Raw genomic sequence first — 24,882 nt, 5'->3', positions numbered from 1 at the left:
CCACGCCAAGCTTGACGATTTTGATTGTTGTGGCATAATAGTGACTTGGCGGTTTTTTCCGCCGTTCCCTCATGGTGTAATGGCAGCACACGGGTCTTTGGAACCCTTTGTCTTGGTTCGAATCCAGGTGAGGGAGCTAGAATTAGCGCCGCTTAGTTTTAAGCGGCGTTTTTGTTAACGCGGTGATGAGTTTAGAAGTGATTTGTGTTTGAATACTCGTGTTTGAGTGCTGTGTTTGAATACTCGTGTTTGAATCAAAGAAAGGCTTAATATGTTGGAATCTTTAAGAAGTGGATTCAAACGTGTTATTTTGCCAATTGCAAAGCTTCTTGTTAAATTTGGATGTAGTGCTAACAGTGTTACGATTTTTGGCACCATTGCGCTTGTTGCAACTTCTGTTTTTATTTCTATAAGCGGTCAGCTTTTGATTGGCACTATTTTGCTTACGATTTTTGTTCTTGCAGACGCTTTGGATGGTTCTGTTGCTGCTTTAACAAACAAGAATGGTGGCACTAAATTTGGCGCATTTTTAGATTCAACTCTAGATAGAATTGCGGATTGGTCGCTTTTTGCGTGTGTTTGCATTTGTTTATATCGCGCAAATAATCTAAACATTTGCTTATATTTGCCATTTTGTGTGAATAATTTTTTGCGATATTGCGGATTAGTGTGCTCGCTAGTATCTATGATGTTTGCTTTTGTAACATCGTATGCTAGAGCAAGAGGCGAGTCTGTTGGAGTAGATGCTAAAAAAGGGTTGATTACTCGCGCAGACAGAGTGGCCATAATTCTAGTTTCAATGGGACTAAGCGGATTAACAGGTTGGCTATTGTGGCTTTGCTTAGCAATGATTATTCTTTGCGTTGGTGGAGCTATAACTGTTTTTCAACGCATTTTTGAAGTTAAAAATTTGCTTAAATAAACTTGTTTTGGCAATTTGTCGCTAAAGCGCATTAAAATCATCACGTTTACGTAACCGTACACTTTTTAGGAGTATCATGTCAGGTCATTCCAAGTGGGCGACCACAAAGCACAAGAAGGCCGCTATCGACGCAAAGCGCGGCAAGCTTTTCGCCAAGCTTATTAAGAATATTGAAATCGCAGCTCGTCTTGGTGGTGGAGACCCAGATGGTAACCCAACTTTGTACGATGCAATCGTTAAAGCTAAGAAAGCTTCTATGCCAGCAGACAACATTAAGCGCGCTGTTAAGCGTGGATCTGGCGAAGAAGCAGGCGGCGCAAACTACGAAGAGATTGTTTACGAAGGTTATGCACCAGCAGGCGTTGGCTTGATTATTGAGTGCCTTACCGATAATCGCAATCGCGCTGCAGCAGATGTTCGCTCCACTCTTACAAAGGGCAATGGTTCTTTGGCCACAAGCGGTTCTGTGAGCTTTAATTTTGAGCGCAAGGGATTGATTGAAGTTCCTAGCGAAGGTGTTGACTATAGCAAGCTTTTTGATATTGCTGCAGAAGCAGGCGCTGAAGACGTTGCAGACGATGGAGACGTGTATTCCGTATACACGGATTCTAGTGATTTGGTAACTGTTCGTAAGGCTTTGCAAGATGCTGGTTTTGACTACGATTCTGCAGAAATCGTTATGCATCCAAATAACGAGGTTGAGTTGAGCTTTGAAGATGCTCAAAAGGTGTCTCGCTTGATTGACAATCTCGATGATTTGGACGATGTTCAAAATGTTTATAGCAACTGGACTGCTTCGGATGAAGTTATGGCTCAGCTTGAGGAAGCAGAATAGTTTCCAATGATGATTTTGGGCGTTGACCCCGGGCTTACTCGCTGCGGGGTCGGCGTGATTGAAGCCGGCGTTTCTCGTCGGCTTTCTTTTATTCACGTCGATGTTTTAAGAAGCAATCCAAAAACTTCTCAAGATTTACGACTTCTTGAGATTTACAATGGGCTGGTTGAAAAAATCGAAAGGTTTTCGCCAGATGTTGTTTCGATTGAGCGCGTGTTTGCTCAAGAAAATCGAAATACTGTGCTTGGAACTGCTCAAGTTGCAGGAATCGCTATGCTTGTTGCAGCTCAAAGGGGTATTCCTGTTGCTTTACACACTCCTACAGAGGTTAAACTTGCTGTTGCTGGCAATGGCAGTGCTGGCAAGCAACAAGTAGAGCGCATGGTTGCGCGTCTTTTGAATCTTAATGTTTTACCAACTCCTGCAGATGCTGCGGATGCTTTAGCTCAAGCTATTTGTCATGCTCTTAGGCCTGCGGGCGCGTTGCAAGGCGGAGAGCGAGAGCAGCATTTAACAGATGCTCAAAGAAAGTGGGCTGAGTCTTTGCGTGCGGCGCGCGGATCGAGTTCTGTCGGGCGAGGTATGTAGGATATTTATAGAACAGATGTTCTATAGGTTGTAGGGATTTATTTTGAAAGGTGAGCGCTGATGATTGGTATGCTTAATGGCGTAGTGGAATCTATCGATTCTCGTTGTGCGCTTGTCTGTGTTGGTGGCGTTGGTTACGAGTTATATATGCCTTCGTCAGATTTATCATCTTTGCGCGAAGGTCAAGAAGTTAGAGTTTATACGTCTTTGCAAGTTAGTCAAGATGCTATTACGCTTTATGGTTTTACAAGTATGGCTGCAAAGCGTATTTTTCTTCAAATTCAACAAAAAGTTAGTGGAGTAGGGCCTAAAGTCGCTCTTTCTTTGCTTTCAACATTAAGCGTAGATCGTTTGATTAAAGCTATTGCGGATTCAGATGTTTCTGCGCTCTCTTCCGCTCCTGGGCTGGGTAAAAAGGGCGCACAAAAAATTATCCTCGAGCTTAAAGGCTCTATTGACGTGGCTCTATTAGAACAAGATAGCGTAGATAAAAATGTAAACAAGAATATAAGCGATTTTATTGATTCTTCTATGCAAAAAGTTGTTGTTGGATTGATGTCTTTAGGCTGGAAGCAGTTTGATGCTCAAAAAGCAGTGGAAAGCGTTTGTAAACAAGAGCATATTTCTTTGCCAATTAGTGATGAAAATATGCCAACAGTTCTGCGCATGGCTTTGTCTTCGCTGGATAGAGGCAGGTGACAATTATGAGTTTTGGCGAGAAAATCAACAGCGAGAAGATAAACAACGTTCAATCTGTTAATACTGGCGTATCAGAAGATTCATTAAGAATGGTATCTTCTAGCGCTATAGAAAACGAGCAAATTAGTGATGAGGAGTTACGTCCTCATGCTCTGGATGGTTTTATTGGTCAGCCTTTATTAAAAGCGCAATTGCAACTTTTTTTGGATGCTGCAAGATTGCGTAATGTTCCTCCAGATCATATGCTTCTTGCGGGTCCTCCTGGTCTTGGAAAAACAACGTTGGCAATGATTGTTGCTAACGAATTAGGTGTTTCTATTCGAGTTACTTCTGGGCCTGCTATTCAACATGCTGGAGATTTAGCATCGATTTTAAGCTCTCTAGATACAGGCGAAGTGCTGTTTATTGATGAGATTCATCGACTTCCTCGTGCTGCAGAAGAGTTGCTTTATATTGCTATGGAAGATTTTCGAGTAGACGTTATGGTTGGTAAAGGCCCTGGAGCATCTTCCATACCGCTTACTTTGCCTCATTTTACTGTAGTTGGTGCAACTACTAGAGAAGGAATGCTTCCTTCTCCGCTTAGAGCGCGTTTTGGTTTTACTGCTCACTTGGATTTTTATCCTCACGAAGAGCTAGAGAAGCTTATTGAGCGTTCTTCCGCACTTTTAGGCGTAAATCTTGCAGACCAAGCGGCAAAAGAGCTTGCTTTGCGTTCTAGGGGAACTCCTAGGATTGCAAATCGACTTTTGAGGCGTGTTAGAGATTGGGCAGTAGTCCATAATCTTAAAGAAGTAAATCGCGAGTCTGTAATCGAGGCTTTATCTTTGTATCAAATAGATACTCAAGGTCTTGATCGCTTGGATATTGCTGTTCTAAAAGCTATTGTGGTTCAATTTAATGGTGGTCCTGTAGGGCTTAATAACCTGGCTGCAATGGTTGGAGAAGAGTCGGAGACTGTGGAAACAGTTTGTGAACCATATTTGGTTCGAGAAGGCTTTCTTGTTAGAACGCCTAAAGGCAGAGTTGCAACTGAAAAAGCTTGGCAGCATTTAGGTCTTAAAGCCCCCGATAATGTCAGATAGATACCCTAAAATAGTTGATTTGGGCGGTGTTTTACCGTCTTAGGGTTGGATAACTTAAGGAGTTTATTGTGCCCCAATTCTTTAGCCAGTATGGCATGCTTATTGTTCTTGTAATTGCCATGGTTGGTATCATGTGGTTCCAATCTCGTAGCATGAAAAAGCGTCAAACTGAATTGCGTTCTTTCCATGATTCGTTAAAGCCTGGTGTTGAGGTTATAACAATTGGTGGAATTATTGGTAAGGTTGTTAGCGTTGATGCAGATCACGAAGAAATTGTTTTAGATTCAGAAGGTAGTCTGCTTCGCGTATCTTTCCGTGCTGTTAACAGGGTTTACGTTCGCGTAGATTTTAATAGCTACGATAAAGAAGATAGTGCAGAAGGCGCTAATAATAATGCGGATAGTGCAGAAGATAACGAATCGCAGGAATCGCAAGAATCCAATGAATCTAACGAGGTTCAAGAATCTAGCGAATCTAATGAAAATAAAGAAAACTAGAATAGAACGCTAGGATTATGACAACAACTGATATTACGGTAAAGCCTCTAAAGAATGTTAGTAGTGAAGATGCTAATTATTTAGCATCTCTTGTTCGCACAATTCCAGGATTCCCTAATCCAAAGATTGTTTTTCGCGATTTTCTACCAGTATTTGCAGATGCTCGTGGTATGAACATTCTTATTGAGTCACTTGTTGATTCTTTGCCAGTTTCTAAAGATTCTTTTGATTTAGTTGCAGGTCTTGAAGCTCGTGGATTCTTATTTGGCCCAGTATTAGCTGCACGCTTAAATAAGGGTTTTGTTGCCGTAAGAAAAGCAGGGAAGTTGCCGCCAGAAGTTATTAGCGAATCGTATTCTCTTGAATATGGAGAAGCTAAAATCGAGATTGAAAAAGACTCGATTAAACCTGGCCAGCGTGTTCTTATTGTTGATGATTTGATTGCAACAGGAGGAACCGCAAAAGCTGCTGCAAGGCTTGTTGAAAGATCCGAAGGTGTTGTTGCTGGATTCTGCTTTGTAATGGAGCTAACGGGCATTAACGGAATGAGCGACTTGCAATCCTATAAGTGCTCTAGCTTAATGAAAATGCCGGCTTAAACACAGCAAATAATAGTTTTAGGAAAAGCGTTAAATACATAGATAATCCAAAATAATCCAAGTCTAAACTTTAAGAACGTAGGGGAGAAACAATTTTGAAAAAACTAAAATCTTCTCTTATTAGCGTTTTGAAGGGTTTAGCTATTCCAGCAATAGCTATTTTTGTTTTTGCTCTTATTGTTGGGTTGTTTATGTCTTTAACGCTTTTAGTAATTTCGATTGAAGAAGGAACTGGTAATCTTTCTGATTCATCAATGTCTTTAACATGGGCCGTACTTCTTTTTGCACAAGGCGTTGGTCTTGGTTTTGACGATTTTGTTCTTACTATTATTCCTCTTGGATTAACAATTCTTTTAGTTTCATCTCTTGCAATTGCAATGAGAAAGCTAAAAGGCGGTCAATTAGCCAATTCAATAGGATTATTTGTTTGGGTTTTTGCAAATTATGTAATATCCCAAAATACTAATATTGAGTTGTTGGATTCTTTGCCAATAATATTGCTAAAAAGTGTTTGTGTGTATATTTTGGCTATGATGATTGCTGTTTTTCCATATTCTTCTACGTTTGCACAAATAAAACAAAAGTTGGCAAAGCATTTTTCTGAGCGAATAATTAAATGCGCAAAAATCTGTTTTTATTGCTCTGTAAATGTTTTAGTTATTTACGCAATTGTTGCACTTTTAACAATCATCTTTTGGTGTGTAGTTGGTTCAAGCAACGTTGAGATTGCATTTTCTAAGCTAGGAATGCAAATCGGTTCTAGGATTTTAACATCTATTGCCTGTTTAGTGTGGTTGCCGAATATTGCACTATGGGCATTATCTTGGATTTCTGGAGCAGGATTCAACATTGGAGATATTGCAAGCTTTAGTATTTTTTCTGTTAGCAAAAAATCGTTACCACCTATTCCACTTTTTGCAATATTCCCAGATGCTATAAATGATTCATTCTATAGAACAGCTTCGGTTAGTATATTGTTTGTTTTGTGCGCTATTTTGGCATCGTTTATAATTTTGTACTCAAAGTTGTGCAACCTTAGAATCATATTTGATAACAATAAAGTAGACTGGAAGAAAACAGCTTTTGCATTTGTTCAATCTGCAATAGTTCTAGTAGCGTCTTGCATGGCAATAATACTTGTTATGAGTGTATTGCTTCTATTTGCAAATGGTAGTTTGGGAAGATTTAGATTAGCACATGTTGGAGTTAATGTAAGTAGAAGTCTTCGATCTTTAGGCCATTTAACAATATACGGTTTTGGCTTTGCTTGGCTTGTTATTCTTTTTGTTTGCGCAATAATAGTTGGTATTCGACTTTTAAGCAATAAAATTTTATCCGAAAATCAACCTTTGCTTGAGAGCAAAACTGAAACTAGTAATCTTGAGTCAACTAGAACAGTCAGCTCAAAAGCTAATAAAAAATAAATCCTCATCCAACACAAGGAGGAAGACCGGTGCAACAGATACATGAGCAAGAACAAAATGCAGATGTGCTGATAACCACAGGTAAAAGGTCAATAAAGCGAGTACTGGTTTCAGTATTTTGCAAAGAAGGACTAGAAACGCTTGCAGATGCTTTTAGAAAGTGTGGAACTCAAGTTGTTTCAACTGGTTCAACTGCTTCAAAGCTTCAAGAATTGGGTGTAAGCGTTACGCAAGTGTCGGATGTAACAGGATTCCCAGAAAGTTTAGATGGTAGAGTTAAAACACTCGATCCACATATTCACGCTGGAATCTTAGCAGATATGAGCAATTCGGATCACGTAAAGCAGCTTAAAGATTTGAATATTGAGCCATTTGATGCTGTAGTTGTAAACTTGTATCCTTTGGTGAACACAGTTATGAGCGGCGCTAAAAACGACGCCATTATTGAAAAAATCGATATTGGTGGACCTTCAATGATTCGAGCAGCTGCTAAAAATCATAAGTCTGTAGCTGTTATTACAGATCCTGCAGATTACAAATTGCTTGCTAATCGAATTGCTTCTGGCGAAGGCTTTAGTTTGCAAGAGCGCGAATACTTAGCGCATAAAGCATTCGAGCATACAGCCGCTTACGATGCTGCAATATGCCAATGGACTAATAGTGCTTGGCCAATGCCACAGAGCATGATAGAAAACACAGAAAACAGCGATGATTCGCTTGATAAAACAAGCAAAGATTCGTTACTTCCATGTGACTATACGCGAACATGGACTCTTGAACGTAAGCTTAGGTACGGAGAGAATCCACATCAATATGCGGGGCTTTATCTTGATCCGTTGCATAATGGCGGTTTAGCTCAAGCTGAGCTTCTTGGCGGAAAGCCAATGAGTTACAACAATTATGTTGATGCGGATGCAGCATGGCGTGCAGTTTGGGATTTTGCTCCGCAAATTGCTGTTGCTGTTTGCAAACACAATAATCCTTGCGGCTTAGCAATAGGTGCAACAGCTGCAGAGGCTCATGCGAAGGCTCACGCTTGCGATCCTGTAAGCGCATACGGTGGAGTGATTGCTTGCAATTCAACTGTTACTCTAGAAATGGCACAAAGTGTGCGTCCAATTTTTACAGAAGTAATTATTGCTCCAGACTACGAGCCTGAGGCTTTGGAATTATTGCGCACTAAGAAGAAGAATTTGCGAATACTAAAGGTTGCAAATCCTCCTGTTTTAGGTTTGCAAGTGCATCCTATTGACGGCGGAGCGTTGGTGCAAAGTGCAGATAAGATTGATGATTTTGGAGATAATCCACAAAATTGGACTCTTGTTTCTGGAAATCCAGCGAACGAAGAAACCTTAAAAGACTTAGAGTTTGCGTGGCGTTCTCTTAGATGCGTAAAGTCTAATGCCATTTTGCTTGCGCATGATTTAGCAACTGTTGGAATTGGAATGGGTCAAGTTAATCGTGTAGATTCTTGCCATCTTGCAGTTGAAAGAGCTAATACTTTGGCAGATGGCGTTGAACGTGCTAAAGGCTCTGTTGCAGCATCCGACGCATTCTTCCCGTTTGCTGATGGTCCGCAAATCTTAATAGAAGCAGGTGTAAGCGCAATAGTTCAACCTGGAGGATCTATTAGAGATGAGGAAGTGTTTGAAGCTGCGCGCGCGACTGGCGTAACAATGTACACTACTGGAACGAGGCACTTCTTCCACTAAAAATCAATCGCTATTTGCAAATTAGTATTTCTGTAAATAGCTGATTAGTCAGTTAGATTAACTCGATTAATCGTATTAACGTAAAGCCTTGGATTGTGTTTAATATACTTTCCAAGGCTTTTTATGTATTATACAAGTATGACAATTAGCCAGAAGAATCAAGATAGCGAATTAAAATTTGATCATAAAGATGAATTAATGCAAGATGCGAATAGTAATGCGAATAGCAACTCAAGCAATCATATCTACGTTTCGGAAGTAAAAGAAGGTAAGCCATACGCGCAATGGATTGTAGCAATAATCGTATGCGTGTGCGCTGTATTAGCTTTTATAGGAAAAATAATGGCTGCTACAGTTATTATTTCTGCAACAGCCATCATTCTTGGAATAATACGCTTAATTTTTTCTCAACGAAGCCCTTGGAAAGTTAGATCCATTGCTTTTGACTCTTTTATAAGCATTGCACTAGGACTTGGTTTGCTAATAACGTATTTTTCTATTTTTGTTTTTATGTAACCTATTTTGTTTTAACTATTTGTCTTCGTTATAGAATGGGTTAACTTCTTTATTTTCGCTATTTTCTGATTCTTCGCTAGATACTGAAGTGTTTTTGGAAGAATCATCCGAGCTTAAATCGCCAGCATTATTGGATTCTTTAACACTGTTTGAGTCTTTTGAAGAAGAACGAACAAGCTTGCTAATAAGCATAACGAATCCAACAAGAGCTGCTGCAAAAACAGGAGCAATCCAAAATACCCAAAGTTGGCTTAATGGTGCAGTAGCTAATTTCTTAGACTGTGCAAGAATGGCAATACCTGTAGAGCGAGCAGGATTAAGACCCGATCCAGTAATTTGGTATGTAATAAAAGCTCCAACCGAGTATGCAATACCCATGTGTGCTGCATAAGTGCATTTAGCACTACCATCTTCGCGCGTATACGTCATTGCTGTTGCAACAATAATAAGAACAGCAATAATCTCAACTATTAATGCGGAGATAACGCCAAAAGAAGCATTAACGCTTTTTAGTTGATTTGCAGAGATAGAAGCGCTTTCAAAACCGTTTACAACAGGAGCAAACCATGTTTTTTCTGGAACCATTTTAGTTTGAGGAAGAATAAAAACAGTTATTGAAGCAGCAACGAGTGCGCCAAGAACTTGCGCAATAATGTATAAAATTCCAGAGATATAAGAGGTTCTTCCAGTAAGCATAGAAGCGATTGTTACTGCTGGATTAACGTGGCCTCCAGAAACCTTAGCTGCTATACTGATTGCTGCTGCGTAAGCTAAGCCTGTTCCTGCAGCAATCAAAAGAACGTTCACGCCGTACATTGCTGTTACAACAGAAGAGAACGTGTAAATAGTAAATATTGCAAAAACGCTTGCAATAAATTCAGCAAAAATCCTAAAAATAAGAGGTGCAGGAGCAGATGCTTTTTGCTCATCATTTGAACATTTATTTTGCAAAGTGTTGTTCATAACAATTCCTTACGTTAATGTGTACGTGTTGTGTTGTTTTTATGTTGTTTTGTTATTAGCAACACAACCAAACGTTTGCTATAGTATCACGGCTATGCCATACGCTAACATAGAAAAACGTGGCAATTTGCTGTGAGTATTAAAAAATGATTAAAAATTATTAATAAATACGCAAAAATGGCCATAAATAAAACATCAATAATATTAAATTAATACAATAGGTCACGTTGGGAGAACGATGCCAAACGCATATTCCCGCGCCAATCAGGCGCATTCAAATGACAAAAATGCCGTTCGACTGCAAAAGCTACTTGCTGAAGCGGGATTTGGTTCAAGACGCAAATGTGAGGAGATTATTCTCGATGGGCGTGTTGAAGTGGATGATGAGCTTGTAACAACACTCGGAACTCGAGTAGATCCAAGTAAGCAAAAAATTCGCGTAGACGGATCCAGAGTAAAGTTCAATCACAAGCTTGTAACGCTTGCGCTTAATAAGCCAAAGCGAGTTTTGAGCGCAATGGATGATCCAAAAGGTCGCTTTACTTTAAGAGATATTGTTGGAGACAAATACGAGCGAATTTTCCACATGGGTCGCTTGGACTACGATTCGGAAGGTCTTATTTTAATGACCAACGATGGCGAGTTAAGCCAGCATGTTATGCACCCAAAGTACGAAGTTGAAAAAACGTATATTGCAACTGTTGAAGGCAAAATCAACGGAATGGTTTGCCGCAGGCTAGTTTCGCAAGGCGTAAATCTGGAAGACGGCTGGATTAAGCTAGACAGATGCGCAATAATCGATCAGAATCACGATGCAACAATCGTAAAAGTTGTTTTGCATTCTGGTAAGAATCGAATTGTGCGTAGGATTTTTGGAGCTGTTGGCTTTCCTGTAAAGCGTCTTGTTCGTACGCAAATCGGCCCTATTAAGTTGGGTGACTTAAAAGCTGGGTCTTACCGCGTGCTTTCGCAAGTAGAAGTTCGCTCGCTTTCTAAGGAGGTTGGCCTGTGATTTGTGTAGCAATTGATGGACCAGCAGGAGTTGGTAAGTCTTCTACTTCTCGCGCTTTAGCACAATACTACGGTTTTGCGTATTTAGATACGGGTGCAATGTATAGAGCTGCAGCATGGTGGTGCTTAAAGCAAGGAATTGATTTAAGCAAGCAACTTGAGTTGGATGAAGAAGGAAATCCAACAAATTCTGCAGATGCGGAACGCTTTAATCAAATTGTTGAAGCTGTTGGAGCATTGTTTACGGAAGATCATGCTGAATTTAGCGTTGATCCAAAAAATCCTGTAGTCGTAATTGATAGTGAAGATATTAGCGAAGAATTGCGTTCCAGCGAAGTTTCTTCGCGCGTGTCTACTGTTTCTTCGATTCCTGCAGTTCGACGCATGCTTATTGCTGCTCAACGCGCGTATATTGCTTCAGAGTCTGCTGAGGATTCTTTCTCTGGCGGAGAAGGAATCGTTGCAGAAGGCCGCGATATTACTACTGTTGTGGCTCCTAATGCGCAAGTTCGAGTGCTTCTTACTGCACGCGAGGATGTGCGTCAAGCTCGCAGAAATAAGCAAGATATTGCGCAAGAAAATTCGCAAAATAACGAATCTGAAAATATTGAATCTAAGAATAACGAATCTTTAGAAGAAGACGATATTCGCGCTCGTGATGCTAAAGATTCTAAAGTTACTCATTTTCTTCAAGCTGCAGACGGTGTTACAACTCTAGATAATTCTGATTTGACTTTTGAGCAGACTCTTGACGCTCTTGTAGAGATGGTTGACGATGCAATTGAGCAAGATGAGTACGACCGTTATGCTGCAAATCTTGAAGGCTACAATCTTGACGATGAAGACCGTGCGCTTCTTAGCGGAGATTTAGCAAGCGAAAGTGAAGCGAAAGATACAAAAGCTGTTGGAGTAATTGCCGTTATTGGCCGACCAAACGTTGGAAAATCAACGCTTGTAAACCGTATCTTGGGTCACAGAGTTGCTGTTGTAGAAGATACTCCAGGCGTTACTAGAGATCGCGTAAGCTACGATGCTGAGTGGGCTGGAAACAACTTTAAGCTTGTTGACACTGGCGGCTGGGAAGCAGATGTTGAAGGTATTGATTCTTCGATTGCTCAGCAAGCGCAAGTAGCAGTGCGTTTAAGCGATGCTGTGATTTTCCTAGTAGACGGTCAAGTTGGTTTAACAGCTACCGACGAGCGTATTGTTTCAATGCTTCGCGCTGCAGGTAAGCCTATTACTTTGGCAGTTAACAAGGTTGACGACGCTAGAAGCGAGTATTTAACGGCAGAGTTTTGGAAGCTTGGAATGGGCGAGCCTTATGGAATTTCTGCAATGCACGGCAGAGGCGTTGGAGATTTGCTTGACGCAGCTCTTGCATCTTTAAAGAAAGCGAATAAGACTTCTGGATTCTTAACTCCAGAAGGTTTGCGCAGAGTTGCTTTAGTTGGTCGTCCAAACGTTGGTAAGTCTTCGCTTTTGAACCATTTGGCTCACGAAGAGCGTTCTGTTGTAAATGATTTGGCTGGAACTACTCGAGACCCTGTTGATGAGGTTGTGCGCGTAGACGGTGAGGATTGGCTGTTTATTGATACTGCTGGTATTAAGCGCAGACAGCACAAGCTTACGGGTGCCGAATATTATTCTTCACTTCGTACGCAAGCTGCGATTGAGCGTTCGGAACTTGCTTTGATTCTTTTTGACTCTTCGCAGCCAATTGCGGAGCAAGATCTAAAGGTTATGAGTCAGGCTGTAGACGCGGGTCGCGCAATCGTACTTGTGTTTAACAAGTGGGATTTGATGGACGAATTTTCCAGACAGCGCATGGAACGCTTGTGGAAAACTGAGTTTGAGCGAGTTACTTGGGCTGAGCGAGTTAATCTTTCTGCAAAGACAGGATGGCATACGAATCGTCTTGCACGCGCTATGCGAACAGCTTTAGACAGCTGGGATAAGCGCATTCCTACAGGCAAGCTTAATGCCTTCTTAGGCCGTATTCAGTCTGCTCATCCGCATCCTTTGCGAGGTGGAAAGCAAGCGCGAATCTTGTTTGCAACGCAAGCTTCTACGCGCCCTCCGCGTTTTGTAATATTTGCAACTGGATTCTTAGAGCACGGCTACCGTCGCTTTATTGAGCGTTCTCTTAGAGAAGAATTTGGATTCGAGGGAACTCCTATTCAAATCTCCGTAAAAGTACGAGATAAAAAGAAGCGCAAGTAAAATCGCAGGTTAATCATAAATAAATCGCAAATAAATCTGCGATTAAAGTTGCGATTAAAGCGTAAGTAAAGTAGGAGCGGAATATGGCTGGATTAGGCGAGTTAGCTCTTGATTTGCATCATGCTAGCGAAGATGAGATTTTTCAAGCATTTGTTGATTGGGTTAAAACTAACAAGCATGTAGATTTGTGGCCGCATCAAGAAGAATCCGTTATGGATTTGCTTGCAGGAGACCACGTAATATTAAATACTCCAACAGGTTCTGGAAAATCTCTAGTAGCGCTCGGCATGCATTTTGCGGCACTCGCAACTGGCAGACGCTCCTACTACACTGCGCCAATCAAAGCGCTTGTATCCGAAAAATTCTTCGATTTAGTTGCGATTTTTGGGCGAGACAACGTAGGCATGATTACTGGCGACTCGCATATTAACGCGGACGCTCCAATAATCTGCTGCACAGCGGAAATCTTAGCAAATCAAGCCTTAAGAGAAGGCGTAAACGCAAAAGTTGATTGCGTTGCAATGGACGAATTCCACTACTATGGAGACCCAGAGCGAGGATGGGCTTGGCAAGTGCCGCTACTTACTCTTGCAAACACGCAATTTTTGCTTATGAGCGCAACTCTTGGAGACGTAACGGATATTGCGGAACGCTTAGAAAAATCAACAAATCGTAGTGTTGATATTATTGCAGACGCTCCAAGGCCAATCCCACTCGAATACGAGTACACAGATAAGCCGCTTGCAACAACTGTAGAACTCTTATTTAACAAGGGTTTAACGCCAATCTACGTAGTTCATTTTTCGCAAGACGCAGCTCTAGAAACAGCTCAAGCGCTTGCAAGCACGGGGGTTTCTAGCAAAGATCAGCGAGACAAAATTGCTCAAGCGATTAAAGGTACTAAATTTACTACAGGCTTCGGCAAAATTTTGCAAAGGCTACTGCGCACTGGCGTTGGCGTACATCATGCTGGCATGCTTCCACGCTACCGCAGGCTTGTTGAACAGCTAGCTCAGCAAGGATTGCTGCCCGTTATTTGTGGCACAGACACTCTTGGCGTTGGTATTAACGTGCCAATTCACTCTGTTGTGCTTACAGCTCTTACAAAATTTGACGGGAACCGTAGTCGAAAGCTTCGCGCTCGCGAGTTTCATCAAATTGCAGGTCGTGCAGGCAGAATGGGGTTTGATACAGAGGGCTTAGTAGTTGCAGAGGCTCCAGAGTTTGAGATTGAAAACGCGCGCGCTGTTGCAAAAGCTGGCAATGATCCTAAAAAGCTTAAAAAAATTAAGCGTAAGAAGGCTCCAGAAGGATTTGTAGTTTGGGGCGAGCCAACGTTTACTAAGCTTATTGAAAGCGCTCCAGAAACTTTGAATCCGCACATGGTTGTAACGCATTCAATGATTTTGAACGAAGTTACGCAAGGCGGAGACGCTAGAGCACGCGTTGAAAAACTTATTGAAGATAGTGCGCAAAAGCCGCAAGATAAAGAGAAATTGCTCGAGCGTTGCAACGATATTTTCCAAACTTTGCTTGACACTCAAGTTATTGAATGTAGAGAGCTTTCGGACGGTTCTTGCGATTATGATCTTGATGTTGCTATGCCAGAAGGTTTTGCGCTAGATCAGCCACTCTCGCCGTTCTTGCTTGCTGCTTTGGAACTTCTTGACCCAGAATCTCAAAGCTACGCGCTTGACGTAATTTCTATGGTTGAATCAACTTTAGATGATCCTAAGCCTGTTCTTCGCGCGCAAGAGCGTAAAGCTCGCGATGCTGCAATGGCTGGCATGAAAGATGATGGCATTGATTACGAGGAGCGCATGGAACGCTTGGCGGAAGTTAGCTACCCTAAGCCTCTTGAAGATTTGCTAGCTCCTGCTTTTGCGCAATATCGCAAAGATGTTCCGTGGGCAAATGACTACTGGATTAAGCCTAAATCTGTGCTTCGAGACATGGTTGAAATCGCCTCTGATTTTACTGGCTATATTTCGCGCTATGGCATTGCTAGAAGTGAGGGAACGCTTCTTCGTTACCTTTCGGACGCTTATCGTTCGCTTGCTCGTACTGTGCCAGAAGACATGCTTAACGAAGAATTGCGCGATATTATTTCGTGGCTTCGACTTGTTGTGCGCTCTATTGATTCGAGTTTGGTTGACGAGTGGGAGAGTGCTGGAGGGTCGGACGCTGAAGCTAGTGCAGTAACTACGGCTGCGCCTGGAACTTCTGAGTCTGTTGTTGCGGATCGAAGAGGACTTATTGTGTTGATTAGAAATGCAATGTTCCGCCGCGTGCAACTTATGGATTTGGAAGATGCGGATGCTTTGGGAGAGCTTGACAAAGCTTGGGGTTACGGCGTTCATGAGTGGAATGATGTGCTTGACGACTATTACGACGAACATGAGTATGTTGGTATCGATGCCAAAGCTCGTGGCGGAGACTTGTTTATTTTGGATGATTCTCTAGAAAAAAATGAGCATTCGTGGAAAGTTCGGCAGATTATTGACGATTCGGACGGAGACCATAATTGGGCTATTACTGGAATTGTTGATTTGGATTCCACACAAGATACAGGCGAAGTTGTGTTCTTTGACTACAGCGTGTCGCACGTTTAGTGTTGTTTTACTTAAGTTTTATTTGCGTTTTGCTTATATTTTACTTATGTTTTATGCAAAATCTAAAATATAGTCGAACGTTTGTTCTATGGATTGAGTATACTTAGATTATGGTTCAGGATTTATTTACAGCAAGTAGTGCGCCTAGCGATGTAACACGTCCATTGGCTGTGCGTATGCGACCTAGCGTTATCGAAGACGTTCTTGGGCAGACTCATGCGCTAAAAGATGGTTCGCCTTTGCGCAGGCTTGCAAATCCTCAATCTAAAGGTTCTCTTACATCTCCAAGTTCTGTTGTGTTGTTTGGGCCTCCAGGTGTTGGTAAAACTACGCTTGCTTATATTGTGGCTCAACAGTCTGGTCGCGTGTTTGAAGAGCTTTCTGCTGTAACTTCTGGAGTTAAAGATGTTCGAGCGGTGTTAGATCGCGCGCATGAGCGTTTAGTTAGTAAAGGTCAAGAAACAGTCCTGTTTATTGACGAAGTTCATCGTTTTTCTAAATCACAGCAAGATGCTTTGCTTCCAAGCGTAGAAAATCGCGATGTAACTTTTATCGGTGCTACTACCGAAAATCCAAGCTTTTCAATTATTAAGCCACTACTTAGCAGATCAGTAGTTGTTAAACTTGAGTCTCTTAGTGTAGAAGATTTGCGCACGCTTATAGAACGCGCAATTTCAAGCGAAAATGGTCTTAATAATCAGCTTAAGATTGATGACGATGCAATAGATTCAATTATTCGTTTAAGCGGGGGAGACGCTCGCAAAACTCTTACGATTTTAGAGGCGGCTGCAGGAGCAGTAACAGGAGATGTTGCTTTGCAGCATGGCAAAAAGAAGCCTGTTATTACTGCCGATATTGTTTCTAACGTAATGGATACTACTACAGTTCGTTACGACAAAGATGGAGACGACCACTACGATGTGATTTCTGCTTTTATTAAGTCAATGCGTGGAAGTGATGTTGACGCTTCTTTGCATTATTTAGCGCGAATGCTTAGAGCTGGGGAAGATCCGCGTTTTATTGCAAGGCGAATTATGATTGCTGCTGCCGAAGAAGTTGGTATGGCGGCTCCGCAAATTTTGCAAGTAACTGTTGCTGCAGCTCAAGCGGTTGCTTTAATTGGCATGCCAGAAGCGCGGATTATTCTTTCGGAAGCTGTGATTGCTGTAGCAACTGCTCCAAAATCAAACGCAAGTTACAATGCGATTAATAAGGCTTTGCAAGATGTTGATGCTGGAAATATTGGTCAAGTGCCTCTTCATTTGCGTAACGCTCCGACTGCTTTGATGAAAAGTTGGGGAAATCACGAAGGCTACAAGTACGCTCACGACTACCCAGGAGCTGTAGCATCTCAACAATATATGCCAGATGAGCTAGTTGGCCGCGAATATTATCACCCAAATAATCGCGGCTACGAGCACGAGATTTCGCAACGTTTATCTCAAATCCGCAATATTCTCCACAATCCCGATGACAATAAATAAAGTCGATAATTAAAAGGCTCCTTAGAATTTTAAGAAGCCTTTTAATGCAGTATTACTATTTTTTTAAGAGAGAGTTTTACTCACGAACAAGCATAATGTGGTCAATATCTTCGCGATTTGAAACGCGGAACAGCACAAAGCGGTTGCCAATTACTTGCACGACTTCTGCACCAAGATGTTCTGCAAGTTCCTGCGCAGCTTCTTTAGCACTTAAGCCAGAGCCATCTTGCACAGCGCACTTCATAAGCTCGTGAGATTGCATTGTTTCGTCTGCTTGCTTAACAGCAGCATCGCTAATATCGTTTTTTCCAACGTAAAGCAATGGGCTTAAAGTGTTAGCGAGCGCGCGCAATTGCTTAATTTGCTTTTTAGTTAATGCCATTATTTTCCTTCCAAATCGCGTTCAACATGCATAAAACGTTAAAACGCCAATTTTCAAAACATTAAAACGTCAAAACGCTATATTGTTAAACGCAATTATCAACAACCAACTATCGACTATTGATTATCTACTTGTAACGCTTAAATTTTCAATGCTTATCGGATTATACATTAACCGTAAGAATCCGCGTTCAACACGTTCAATGAGTTCAATATACAAATATTCCAATTATCAGTTATATAAATATTCCAGCAAAAATTATTCCGCACACAATAGCTAATGTAACGCTTAAAAGCGCAAAGTCTTTTATGCGAATTTTCTCTGTATGTAAGTGCGTGCGCTTTGCTCCAGGAACGTAGCATCTGGAATCTAGCGCAAGTCCCAGTGTGTTTGCGTGCCGAATCACACTTGCAAATCCTGGAACTATAAGAGATGTTATTGCTTGCAATCGCTTTTTTATAGACCCGTCTTTTATGTTTCCGCCTCTTGCAATTTGAGCTAAAGCAACAGATTCTGCTTCTTTTGCAAGAGTTGGCAAAAATCGTAAAGCAAGGCTCATAATAAGAGCAATTTCTTGACTTGGCAATCCTACGCTTTTAAGAGGCGAAATAATAGACGCGCATGCTTCAGTCAATCGCGTTTGGCTTATGGTTAGTACAATTATTGACCCGATTAGTATAACAAGCGAAAATCTTGAAGCGAAAAGTATTGCAAACTTTATTCCATCGTCTGTTATTAATATCGGTCCGATTCTAAAAAGTCCTCTTCCAGAATGCACAACTAGAAGATTAAACAATCCAGAAAATACGAATATTGCAATAAACATGTGCAATGACAAGAATAATTTTATAGGCGATATTCTAGCGAGAAATATTAGAGCAAGCGTTGATAGTGCAAGGATTCCAAGTTGGTAGAAGTTTGTAATGCTAAACGCGCTAAACATAAGAATTAAGCATGATATTAGTATGATTCGCGTATTAAATAAGCTTAGCAATGACTTGTTTTTGTTCTTGTTTTCGCTACCATTCTCGCTAGTATTTTCAAGCTTTTCGTCTTGTGCTTGTTCTTGCGCTTGCTTCTTTTCGCGCGAATCAAGTGTAACTATGCGCGCTCCAAGTGATTTTGCTTCACTAAAATCATGCGTAATAACAATAATTGTTACGCCTTTATTGTGTAAATCGCTTAAAATTTTTAATACGATTTTTGCATACTCAAAATCTAATCCTGCTGTAGGCTCGTCTAAAACCAAGATTTTTGGATTGCAAGCCAAAATTCCCGCGATTGCTGCTAGTCGTTGCTGGCCTCCAGAAAGTTCGAATGGGGATTTTTGCGCTAAATGTTCAATATGCAATGATTTTAGTGCGCTCAATACTCTGGAACGCAATTCGCATCCCTCTAATCCAAAGTTTTTTGGACCGTATGCTACGTCTTCAAAAACAGTTTGCGCAAAAAGTTGCTGTTCTGGCAATTGCATAACGTAACCAATGTTTTTGCGAATTTCACGCATTTGTGATTTGCTTGTTTTCTCGCTAATTTTTATTCCGTTTACACAAATAGATCCAGAATCGTATTTAATAAGTGCGCATATTGCTTTTGCGAGCGTGGATTTTCCACACCCGTTTTTTCCCATTATTGCAACGATTTCGCCTGCTTTTACGCTTAGAGAATAGTCTCTTATTATTGGATTTTGACTATTTGCATAGCTCACACTTAAATTAGATATTTCAATTGCTGCATTCTTGTTTGTTTTATTCGAATCACGTTTATTTTTGCTTTCTGCATTCGAATTTTCTGCATTTGATTTTTCTACATTTTCCGTCATGCTTTTTGATCCAATAACAGCTGGCGATTTTTCCGCGTAGAATTCTTCTAATTCCAATAAACTTACATCACGCAATTTTCCGTTTTCTAGCATTAATATTCGATCCGCATTTTTGCATTCGCTAATCTTATGCGTTACTTGCACGATTGTTGTGCCGCTCGCTTGCAACTTGTCAAAAAGCTTATTTACGTCTGCTTTTGCGCAAGAATCAAGCATGCTTGTAGGCTCGTCTAATACAAGAAGTTTTGATTGTGTAGCAATCGACGACGCAATAGCAACGCGCTGCTGCTGACCTCCACTCATATTGCTCGGGTCGCTAAAACGGTGATTTTCCATGTTTACAGCGCGTAAAGCATTGCTTATATTTTTCTTCATAAATTCTTTAGAGGCGCACAAGTTTTCAAGCCCAAAAGCAACATCGTCTTCTACAACTGTTGTAACGATTTGGTCTTCTGGGCTTTGAAACAATGCTCCAATAGATTCTCGTGCTTTTTGGTACGCTTTTGAATCAACATTGTTCGCTTCAAAAACTTTTATTCCGCATAGCGTAACAATTCCAGAATCTGGGGAAGAAAGTCCTGCAATAATTTTAGCTAGCGTGGACTTTCCACTACCATTTTTGCCAATTATTGCGATTCTTTGACCATATGCTATTTCAAGATCTATTCCGTCTAGAATCCAAGTTTTTCCGCCATCATAGCTAAAGCGAACTTTTTGCAAAGAAACAGCATTATCTTTTTTAGCACAATAATCCGTATTGCTTTTTTCGTCTTTGCAACTTGTTTTATCACTTGCTTTATCTTGAATAACTTTATTGCTTTGCATAATCAGCTTGCTTTTTACTTAATTTGGCTAATGCTATTTTGGCTAATGCTATTTGTTTGCTACTTATTGTAGTTAAGAAGTTTTGAAACAGGCTTATAAATAAGCATAGTTACTACGCAATGAATCGCAAGCTTAATCACATTAAACGGTAGTAGAGCTGGAACTATAAGAGCAGCAACTTGCTCAACACTAATATGAGCATAAAGCGGCGTAATAATAAGATTTCCGACTATTGCAAGAGCAATCGCAACTACAGAGCCAACCACAAGCGAAATAATAGCGCCTTCTTTGGTTCTAATTTTTTTGTAGACGATTGCAGCGCTAACAGAAGCGCCCATTGAAACCAATATTGCCATTATTGCGCCAAACGGATTAGTGAAGAAGTGCGGAGCAAATCCTAGTACGCTTACGATTGCAGCGGCGAATGGTCCGTATGCAAATCCTGCAATCAAACACACAATTCCCGAAGGATCGTATTTAAGATAGTTTACGTCTGGAATAAGTGGAAATTCTATAAAGCTTACAGCAATAGAGAGCGCAACGAATAGCGCGTATTTAGCAATTTTTTCGCTTGACCAATAGTTTTTGCCAGAGTAAGTTGCGTGATTATTTGCTGTATGATTGCTTGTTTTATGATTATTTTCGCGTGAAATGCTCATTAGAGCCTCCGTTTCTTTCATCCGGACTTTAACCGTTGGCTTCGGATTCTAACCGAATCAGCAGCACAATGCCGCTCGCGGGCTTCGAGACAGTTCACTAATTCAAGAATTACCTCGTTACCGCCAGTAAGGATTTTCACCTTCCCTGAAACTACTCTTTATTTTTATCTTATGCTAAGAACATTTATTGCTAAGCGCTAAGAACATTTAGCGGTTTGATTAACTTTTGACTTGTAACGCTTTTTGATGGCAATGCTAAGTGTAAGATTAAGAGCATGAGTGAAATTACGAATACTTCTGTTAATACTATAGACAAGCTTGCGATTGTTGTTGTTACTTATAAGCGCCAGGAGCTTCTTGCAAATTTGTTCAAATCGTTTGAGTGTTTGAATCAATGCCCGTGGCGAATTGTTGTTGTAGACAACGAAAGTAGCGAAAAAACGCACAAAATGGTGGATGATTTAAGCGATATTCTTTCGCGCAGGTGGGGTGCTTCTAGTGCGGATGATTCTGGCGATTCAAACCGCGTTGTTTACGCGCCTCAAAGCAGCAATCTTGGGGGAGCTGGCGGTTTTAGTGCTGGCGTTAAAAAAGCGTATGAGCTTGGCGCACAATGGTTTTGGGTTATGGACGATGATGTTGAAACTGTTCCAGAATCTATTGAGCGTCTTTGCAAGTGGACTAAAAGCCACGATGTGATTCAAGGCAGCCGATTGGACTACGACGGTGGCGATTTTTATTGGCAATATAACTTTATTGTTTCTCTTGGAATCCCTAATCCAATCGCGCCAGCAGCATTTGGCTCGTCTGGCTACCGCGTTATGAACACAATGTGCTTTGAAGGTGGATTGTTTAAGCGCAATATTGTAGAGAAAATCGGACTTCCAGATTCGCGCTACTTTATTTATTGGGATGACACTACTTATGGCTATCTTGCTAGCAAAGTTACGAATCCGATTGTTGTAAATGACATTATTCTTCGCAGAACTCGTAATATTCCTAATTGGGATATTGCTGGTGTTCGCCAACTAAATTCCACTTCCGACATGAATCGTTACCATATTATGAGAAACCGTGGTTTTATGGCGCGCTACTTTATGATTCACGGCGATTTTAGGCCATTTATGTTTGCTCTCGGAACTGCTTTGACTGCTGCAAAAGAGCTTATTAGGCTTGTTGCTGTAGATCGTGAGCATATTTTAAGTGGCGTTAAAAAGCTTTTTACTGGTTGGATTGCAAGCAGAAAAATTTTGCATGATTCTAATTGGAAGCCAATGCCTCCGTTAAAATAGTCTACAAATCATTAAGACTTAAAACATAAACTAGAAGCCACCTAGCGTTTACTAAGTGGCTTCTAGTTTTTTATTTTATCTCTTTTTTCAGTGGGAGAGGTCGATTACCATTCGACCGCGAATCTTACCGCTGAGCATCTCGTCGAAGATGTCGTTAATGTCTTCCATCTTGCGCATATGGCATTTTGGAACAACCTTGCCTTCAGCACCAAACTGGAATGCTTCTTCCAAATCTTTACGAGTTCCAACAAGGGATCCAACCAAGCGGATTCCGTCGAGAACAAGGCGAGGGATGCTGAGTTCCATATCTTCTGGTGGAAGACCAACAGCTGCAACGGTGCCGCCTGCTCGTACAGAGTCAACTGCGCTGTTAAAAGCAGCCTTGCTTACAGCGGTTACAACAGCGCCATGAGCGCCGCCTACCTTCTTCATAGCAAATTCAGGAACATTTTCCTTAAGTGGGTTTACGCACAAATCTGCGCCATATTCCTTAGCAAATTCAAGCTGAGCATCGTTAACATCTACTGCGATTACGTGTGCGCCAAATACGTTCTTTGCATATTGCAACGCAAGATTACCAAGACCGCCAAGGCCAAAGAGAATAAGCCATTCGCCTGGGTGTACGCCCGACTCCTTAATAGCCTTGTAGGTTGTAACGCCAGCGCAAGTGATGGAGCTTGCAGGAGCTGGATCCAAGCCTTCTGGGACTTTTACAGCGTAGTCAGCTGCAACAATGCACTCTTGCGACATGCCACCGTCTGCAGTGTATCCTGCGTTCAAAACGCTACGGCAAAGTGTTTCTCGGCCAGTGGTGCAATATTCGCAATGACCGCAACCCTTAAAGAACCACGCTACAGATGCACGGTCGCCTGGCTTTAATGTTGTAACACCAGGGCCAACTTCCTTAACAATACCAATACCTTCGTGGCCAAGAACAACACCAGTTTTATCGCCAAAATCTTGGTTCTTAACGTGAAGATCGGTGTGACATACGCCGCAGCACTCCATATCGAGTAAGGCTTCACCAAATTCCAATGGACGAAGTTCCTTCTCTACAACCTGAGCCTTCTTATCTTTGGTTGCAACAATAGCCTTCATAGAAACCTCCTTGTTCTATGCTTCATCGTTGAAAAACATTGCTTTTTCAGTTTTCTTTTACCTGTTTGGTAAAAGCTATTTTTATTCTACATTATTTTTACGATTTTTCATGATAAAAATCACATTTTAAGAAAAAGTTTTATAAAAATTTATGGCTTAATGATAATAATTATCGTATTCAATATTTTTCTTATCGTTTTCTTATCTTTTTCTTCTGCTCAACACTCCGTAAAATCGCTTGAATACAGCAGAAAATCACTATACATTTTTTATTTTTGATTATAACTTGCATTAAACAATAAATCAGGCTACTATGGCATCTTGTTTGCGGATATAGCTTAGTTGGTAAAGCGCAACCTTGCCAAGGTTGAGACCGCGGGTTCGAGTCCCGCTGTCCGCTCCATTTGATTTCTCAGCAGACTTTCCTCATATCTGCTGAGATTTTTTTATTTTCTATTACATGTCTCAGCACGTATGCCAGCTTTGGGTTATAGGCAGCCAAAAGGGTTATAGGAAAAAAGTGCGTAAAGCTAAGCTGATGAATATTCTGAAAATAGAATTAGTCAGCTTAGCTTTGGACTATAAAGCAATTCTTTTTATTCAATGTGTATAACTTTTGTTAGATAATCCTTGATTTTTCGGTGAAAATTCAAGCGTTATGAATGTTTTATCCACATATTAAATTAACTCTTTTATTTTTTGCAATAAGCTGTATGCTTTACTTAAACATTAGAAAATAATGTGAAAACAAAATTAACAAATAAGGAATTAAAAAATAAATGACTTGACAAAATTTTAGGAAAGAAGGAGAGAATGAGAAATTTTTCTAACACTCTGTTATACGCAAACGACGATGATAATGAGACATTTTGGGAGGTTATTAATAGTAACTTCCCAGATCAAGTAGATCCGTCGCGGTTCCAGACTAAAGATAGAAGACCTTTTCCAGTTTATGAAGGTTTAATACCAGTTGGGTCTTCTCGCTCAATGGCAAGTTATCACGTATCATCGTGTTTCAATAATACGCATGGTAAAAAGATGTACCTATATCTTGCAATGCAAATATGCAAAGTAGCGTGCATAGTAGGTGATATTTCTCACGGCAGGCCAATATCGCCAGAGATGAAAAGAGCATTAACAAAAGAGTGTATATACAAACTCGAGAATATGTGGTACTTGATTAATGAATGCTACAAAGATAAGCATAATGAGGCAGAAGTTTCTAAGCTAAGAAGTAATCCAACAATACCGAAGATGATAAACGGAATACTGGTTTCTCCATCACAATTAGAGGCAGTCGTTTTGCTTCATATTGGAGATACAGAATATTGGACATCTTTAACACTTAGATTCATAATGGGAAAATGGGTTTGCACGTTAGCAGATATAGGTTAGGTTTTACCTAATCGTAGTTTGCATAATATGAATTTTAAGTAGTTATTGATTTAATTAAGTATGTACATGCATAAACATGTTGGATTATGTAGCTTATTTGCGTAACGCCCCTAGAATATAATTTGCATTTGCTGTTTTACTCAAGGGGTTTTCTAAATCGTTATTTGTTAAATTGTTATTTTGTAAAAAACGCTAATTTTCTGTGCATATTTTTGTATCTTCATAGTTTTGTGTTGGCATGC

21 protein-coding genes, 2 tRNA genes and 1 riboswitch are annotated in these 24,882 nt (G+C 40.7%); of the genes, 18 read left to right on the top strand and 5 right to left on the bottom strand.

Going from position 1 to position 24,882, the window contains the following annotated elements:
* Positions 1–65: 65 nt before the first annotated feature.
* From NYP65_RS01555 to NYP65_RS01505, 11 genes are all read left to right on the top strand, one after another.
* A tRNA-Gln gene (locus tag NYP65_RS01555) sits at positions 66–136 on the top strand.
* Positions 137–271: 135 nt separating this feature from the next.
* Positions 272–922: a CDP-alcohol phosphatidyltransferase family protein gene (locus tag NYP65_RS01550; RefSeq protein ID WP_004130782.1), complete on the top strand. Its 651-nt coding sequence runs from the start codon at positions 272–274 to the stop codon at positions 920–922.
* Positions 923–998: 76 nt separating this feature from the next.
* Positions 999–1,757 carry a YebC/PmpR family DNA-binding transcriptional regulator gene (locus tag NYP65_RS01545; RefSeq protein WP_473410511.1) on the top strand — a complete coding sequence of 253 codons (759 nt, stop codon included), beginning with the start codon at positions 999–1,001 and terminating at the stop codon, positions 1,755–1,757.
* A gap of 6 nt (positions 1,758–1,763) precedes the next feature.
* On the top strand, positions 1,764–2,345 hold the full coding sequence (gene ruvC, locus NYP65_RS01540; RefSeq protein ID WP_116689569.1) for a crossover junction endodeoxyribonuclease RuvC: 582 nt from the start codon (positions 1,764–1,766) through the stop codon (positions 2,343–2,345).
* Positions 2,346–2,405: 60 nt separating this feature from the next.
* Entirely contained in the window at positions 2,406–3,044 is a 639-nt protein-coding gene (gene ruvA / locus NYP65_RS01535) for a Holliday junction branch migration protein RuvA (protein WP_346284276.1), read from the top strand.
* A gap of 5 nt (positions 3,045–3,049) precedes the next feature.
* Positions 3,050–4,129, top strand: a complete 1,080-nt coding sequence (ruvB, locus tag NYP65_RS01530; RefSeq protein WP_101889287.1) for a Holliday junction branch migration DNA helicase RuvB — start codon at positions 3,050–3,052, stop codon at positions 4,127–4,129.
* 68 nt (positions 4,130–4,197) lie between these two features.
* A complete protein-coding gene (gene yajC / locus NYP65_RS01525; protein ID WP_032840177.1) occupies positions 4,198–4,626 on the top strand; it encodes a preprotein translocase subunit YajC in 429 nt (142 codons plus the stop codon).
* 17 nt (positions 4,627–4,643) lie between these two features.
* Positions 4,644–5,225 carry an adenine phosphoribosyltransferase gene (locus NYP65_RS01520; RefSeq protein ID WP_004130797.1) on the top strand — a complete coding sequence of 194 codons (582 nt, stop codon included), beginning with the start codon at positions 4,644–4,646 and terminating at the stop codon, positions 5,223–5,225.
* Between the two features lie 95 nt (positions 5,226–5,320).
* A complete protein-coding gene (locus tag NYP65_RS01515) occupies positions 5,321–6,649 on the top strand; it encodes a cell division protein PerM (protein ID WP_473410510.1) in 1,329 nt (442 codons plus the stop codon).
* A 29-nt stretch (positions 6,650–6,678) separates the two neighbouring features.
* Entirely contained in the window at positions 6,679–8,361 is a 1,683-nt protein-coding gene (purH, locus tag NYP65_RS01510) for a bifunctional phosphoribosylaminoimidazolecarboxamide formyltransferase/IMP cyclohydrolase (RefSeq protein WP_473410509.1), read from the top strand.
* Positions 8,362–8,559: 198 nt separating this feature from the next.
* The gene (locus tag NYP65_RS01505) at positions 8,560–8,877 is read left to right on the top strand and encodes a DUF3017 domain-containing protein (protein WP_373271631.1); all 318 of its coding nucleotides are present in this window, start codon (positions 8,560–8,562) and stop codon (positions 8,875–8,877) included.
* Positions 8,878–8,892: 15 nt separating this feature from the next.
* Here NYP65_RS01505 and NYP65_RS01500 read toward each other — a convergent pair whose 3' ends face one another.
* Positions 8,893–9,840: an MIP/aquaporin family protein gene (locus NYP65_RS01500; RefSeq protein ID WP_004133166.1), complete on the bottom strand. Its 948-nt coding sequence runs from the start codon at positions 9,838–9,840 to the stop codon at positions 8,893–8,895.
* A 238-nt stretch (positions 9,841–10,078) separates the two neighbouring features.
* Between NYP65_RS01500 and NYP65_RS01495 the strand changes: the two genes are divergently transcribed.
* From NYP65_RS01495 to NYP65_RS01480, 4 genes are all read left to right on the top strand, one after another.
* Entirely contained in the window at positions 10,079–10,852 is a 774-nt protein-coding gene (locus tag NYP65_RS01495; protein ID WP_004133164.1) for a pseudouridine synthase, read from the top strand.
* The gene (gene der / locus NYP65_RS01490) at positions 10,849–13,071 is read left to right on the top strand and encodes a bifunctional cytidylate kinase/GTPase Der (protein ID WP_473410508.1); all 2,223 of its coding nucleotides are present in this window, start codon (positions 10,849–10,851) and stop codon (positions 13,069–13,071) included. The genes NYP65_RS01495 and der overlap by 4 nt, the downstream gene beginning before the upstream one ends.
* Positions 13,072–13,154: 83 nt before the next feature.
* Complete coding sequence (locus NYP65_RS01485; protein WP_473410507.1) at positions 13,155–15,683, top strand: DEAD/DEAH box helicase; 2,529 nt, start codon at positions 13,155–13,157, stop codon at positions 15,681–15,683.
* A gap of 110 nt (positions 15,684–15,793) precedes the next feature.
* Entirely contained in the window at positions 15,794–17,167 is a 1,374-nt protein-coding gene (locus tag NYP65_RS01480) for a replication-associated recombination protein A (protein WP_115761888.1), read from the top strand.
* Positions 17,168–17,243: 76 nt separating this feature from the next.
* Here NYP65_RS01480 and NYP65_RS01475 read toward each other — a convergent pair whose 3' ends face one another.
* From NYP65_RS01475 to NYP65_RS01465, 3 genes are all read right to left on the bottom strand, one after another.
* The gene (locus NYP65_RS01475; RefSeq protein WP_004117809.1) at positions 17,244–17,549 is read right to left on the bottom strand and encodes a YhbY family RNA-binding protein; all 306 of its coding nucleotides are present in this window, start codon (positions 17,547–17,549) and stop codon (positions 17,244–17,246) included.
* Between the two features lie 235 nt (positions 17,550–17,784).
* Positions 17,785–20,196: an energy-coupling factor transporter ATPase gene (locus NYP65_RS01470; protein ID WP_473410506.1), complete on the bottom strand. Its 2,412-nt coding sequence runs from the start codon at positions 20,194–20,196 to the stop codon at positions 17,785–17,787.
* A gap of 59 nt (positions 20,197–20,255) precedes the next feature.
* Positions 20,256–20,855 carry an ECF transporter S component gene (locus NYP65_RS01465; RefSeq protein ID WP_473410505.1) on the bottom strand — a complete coding sequence of 200 codons (600 nt, stop codon included), beginning with the start codon at positions 20,853–20,855 and terminating at the stop codon, positions 20,256–20,258.
* A gap of 5 nt (positions 20,856–20,860) precedes the next feature.
* Positions 20,861–21,012: riboswitch (FMN riboswitch) on the bottom strand.
* A 118-nt stretch (positions 21,013–21,130) separates the two neighbouring features.
* Between NYP65_RS01465 and NYP65_RS01460 the strand changes: the two genes are divergently transcribed.
* A complete protein-coding gene (locus NYP65_RS01460) occupies positions 21,131–22,147 on the top strand; it encodes a glycosyltransferase (protein WP_473410504.1) in 1,017 nt (338 codons plus the stop codon).
* An 87-nt stretch (positions 22,148–22,234) separates the two neighbouring features.
* Here the strand turns inward: NYP65_RS01460 and adhP are convergent, their stop codons facing one another.
* Positions 22,235–23,245, bottom strand: a complete 1,011-nt coding sequence (gene adhP / locus NYP65_RS01455; protein WP_016792006.1) for an alcohol dehydrogenase AdhP — start codon at positions 23,243–23,245, stop codon at positions 22,235–22,237.
* Positions 23,246–23,572: 327 nt separating this feature from the next.
* Here adhP and NYP65_RS01450 point away from each other — a divergent pair.
* Both NYP65_RS01450 and NYP65_RS01445 read left to right on the top strand, forming a co-directional pair.
* A tRNA-Gly gene (locus tag NYP65_RS01450) sits at positions 23,573–23,648 on the top strand.
* 410 nt (positions 23,649–24,058) lie between these two features.
* Positions 24,059–24,640, top strand: coding sequence for a hypothetical protein (locus NYP65_RS01445; protein ID WP_004130824.1), 582 nt, complete (start codon positions 24,059–24,061; stop codon positions 24,638–24,640).
* Positions 24,641–24,882 lie beyond the last annotated feature (242 nt).

This window comes from Gardnerella sp. c12Ub_1 (assembly GCF_055804375.1).
Note: the sequence above shows the minus strand (reverse complement) of the source record. Positions and strands in the feature narration are given on the sequence as shown.

Bases quoted from the DNA above. Each gene is read 5' to 3' on its own strand.
- NYP65_RS01550 (WP_004130782.1), top strand. From the start codon at position 272: ATGTTGGAATCTTTAAGAAGTGGATTCAAACGTGTTATTTTGCCAATT.
- NYP65_RS01545 (WP_473410511.1), top strand. From the start codon at position 999: ATGTCAGGTCATTCCAAGTGGGCGACCACAAAGCACAAGAAGGCCGCT.
- ruvC (WP_116689569.1), top strand. From the start codon at position 1,764: ATGATGATTTTGGGCGTTGACCCCGGGCTTACTCGCTGCGGGGTCGGC.
- ruvA (WP_346284276.1), top strand. From the start codon at position 2,406: ATGATTGGTATGCTTAATGGCGTAGTGGAATCTATCGATTCTCGTTGT.
- ruvB (WP_101889287.1), top strand. From the start codon at position 3,050: ATGAGTTTTGGCGAGAAAATCAACAGCGAGAAGATAAACAACGTTCAA.
- NYP65_RS01520 (WP_004130797.1), top strand. From the start codon at position 4,644: ATGACAACAACTGATATTACGGTAAAGCCTCTAAAGAATGTTAGTAGT.
- NYP65_RS01505 (WP_373271631.1), top strand. From the start codon at position 8,560: ATGCAAGATGCGAATAGTAATGCGAATAGCAACTCAAGCAATCATATC.
- NYP65_RS01500 (WP_004133166.1), bottom strand. From the start codon at position 9,840: ATGAACAACACTTTGCAAAATAAATGTTCAAATGATGAGCAAAAAGCA.
- NYP65_RS01495 (WP_004133164.1), top strand. From the start codon at position 10,079: ATGCCAAACGCATATTCCCGCGCCAATCAGGCGCATTCAAATGACAAA.
- NYP65_RS01485 (WP_473410507.1), top strand. From the start codon at position 13,155: ATGGCTGGATTAGGCGAGTTAGCTCTTGATTTGCATCATGCTAGCGAA.
- NYP65_RS01480 (WP_115761888.1), top strand. From the start codon at position 15,794: ATGGTTCAGGATTTATTTACAGCAAGTAGTGCGCCTAGCGATGTAACA.
- NYP65_RS01475 (WP_004117809.1), bottom strand. From the start codon at position 17,549: ATGGCATTAACTAAAAAGCAAATTAAGCAATTGCGCGCGCTCGCTAAC.
- NYP65_RS01470 (WP_473410506.1), bottom strand. From the start codon at position 20,196: ATGCAAAGCAATAAAGTTATTCAAGATAAAGCAAGTGATAAAACAAGT.
- NYP65_RS01465 (WP_473410505.1), bottom strand. From the start codon at position 20,855: ATGAGCATTTCACGCGAAAATAATCATAAAACAAGCAATCATACAGCA.
- NYP65_RS01460 (WP_473410504.1), top strand. From the start codon at position 21,131: ATGAGTGAAATTACGAATACTTCTGTTAATACTATAGACAAGCTTGCG.
- adhP (WP_016792006.1), bottom strand. From the start codon at position 23,245: ATGAAGGCTATTGTTGCAACCAAAGATAAGAAGGCTCAGGTTGTAGAG.
- NYP65_RS01445 (WP_004130824.1), top strand. From the start codon at position 24,059: ATGAGAAATTTTTCTAACACTCTGTTATACGCAAACGACGATGATAAT.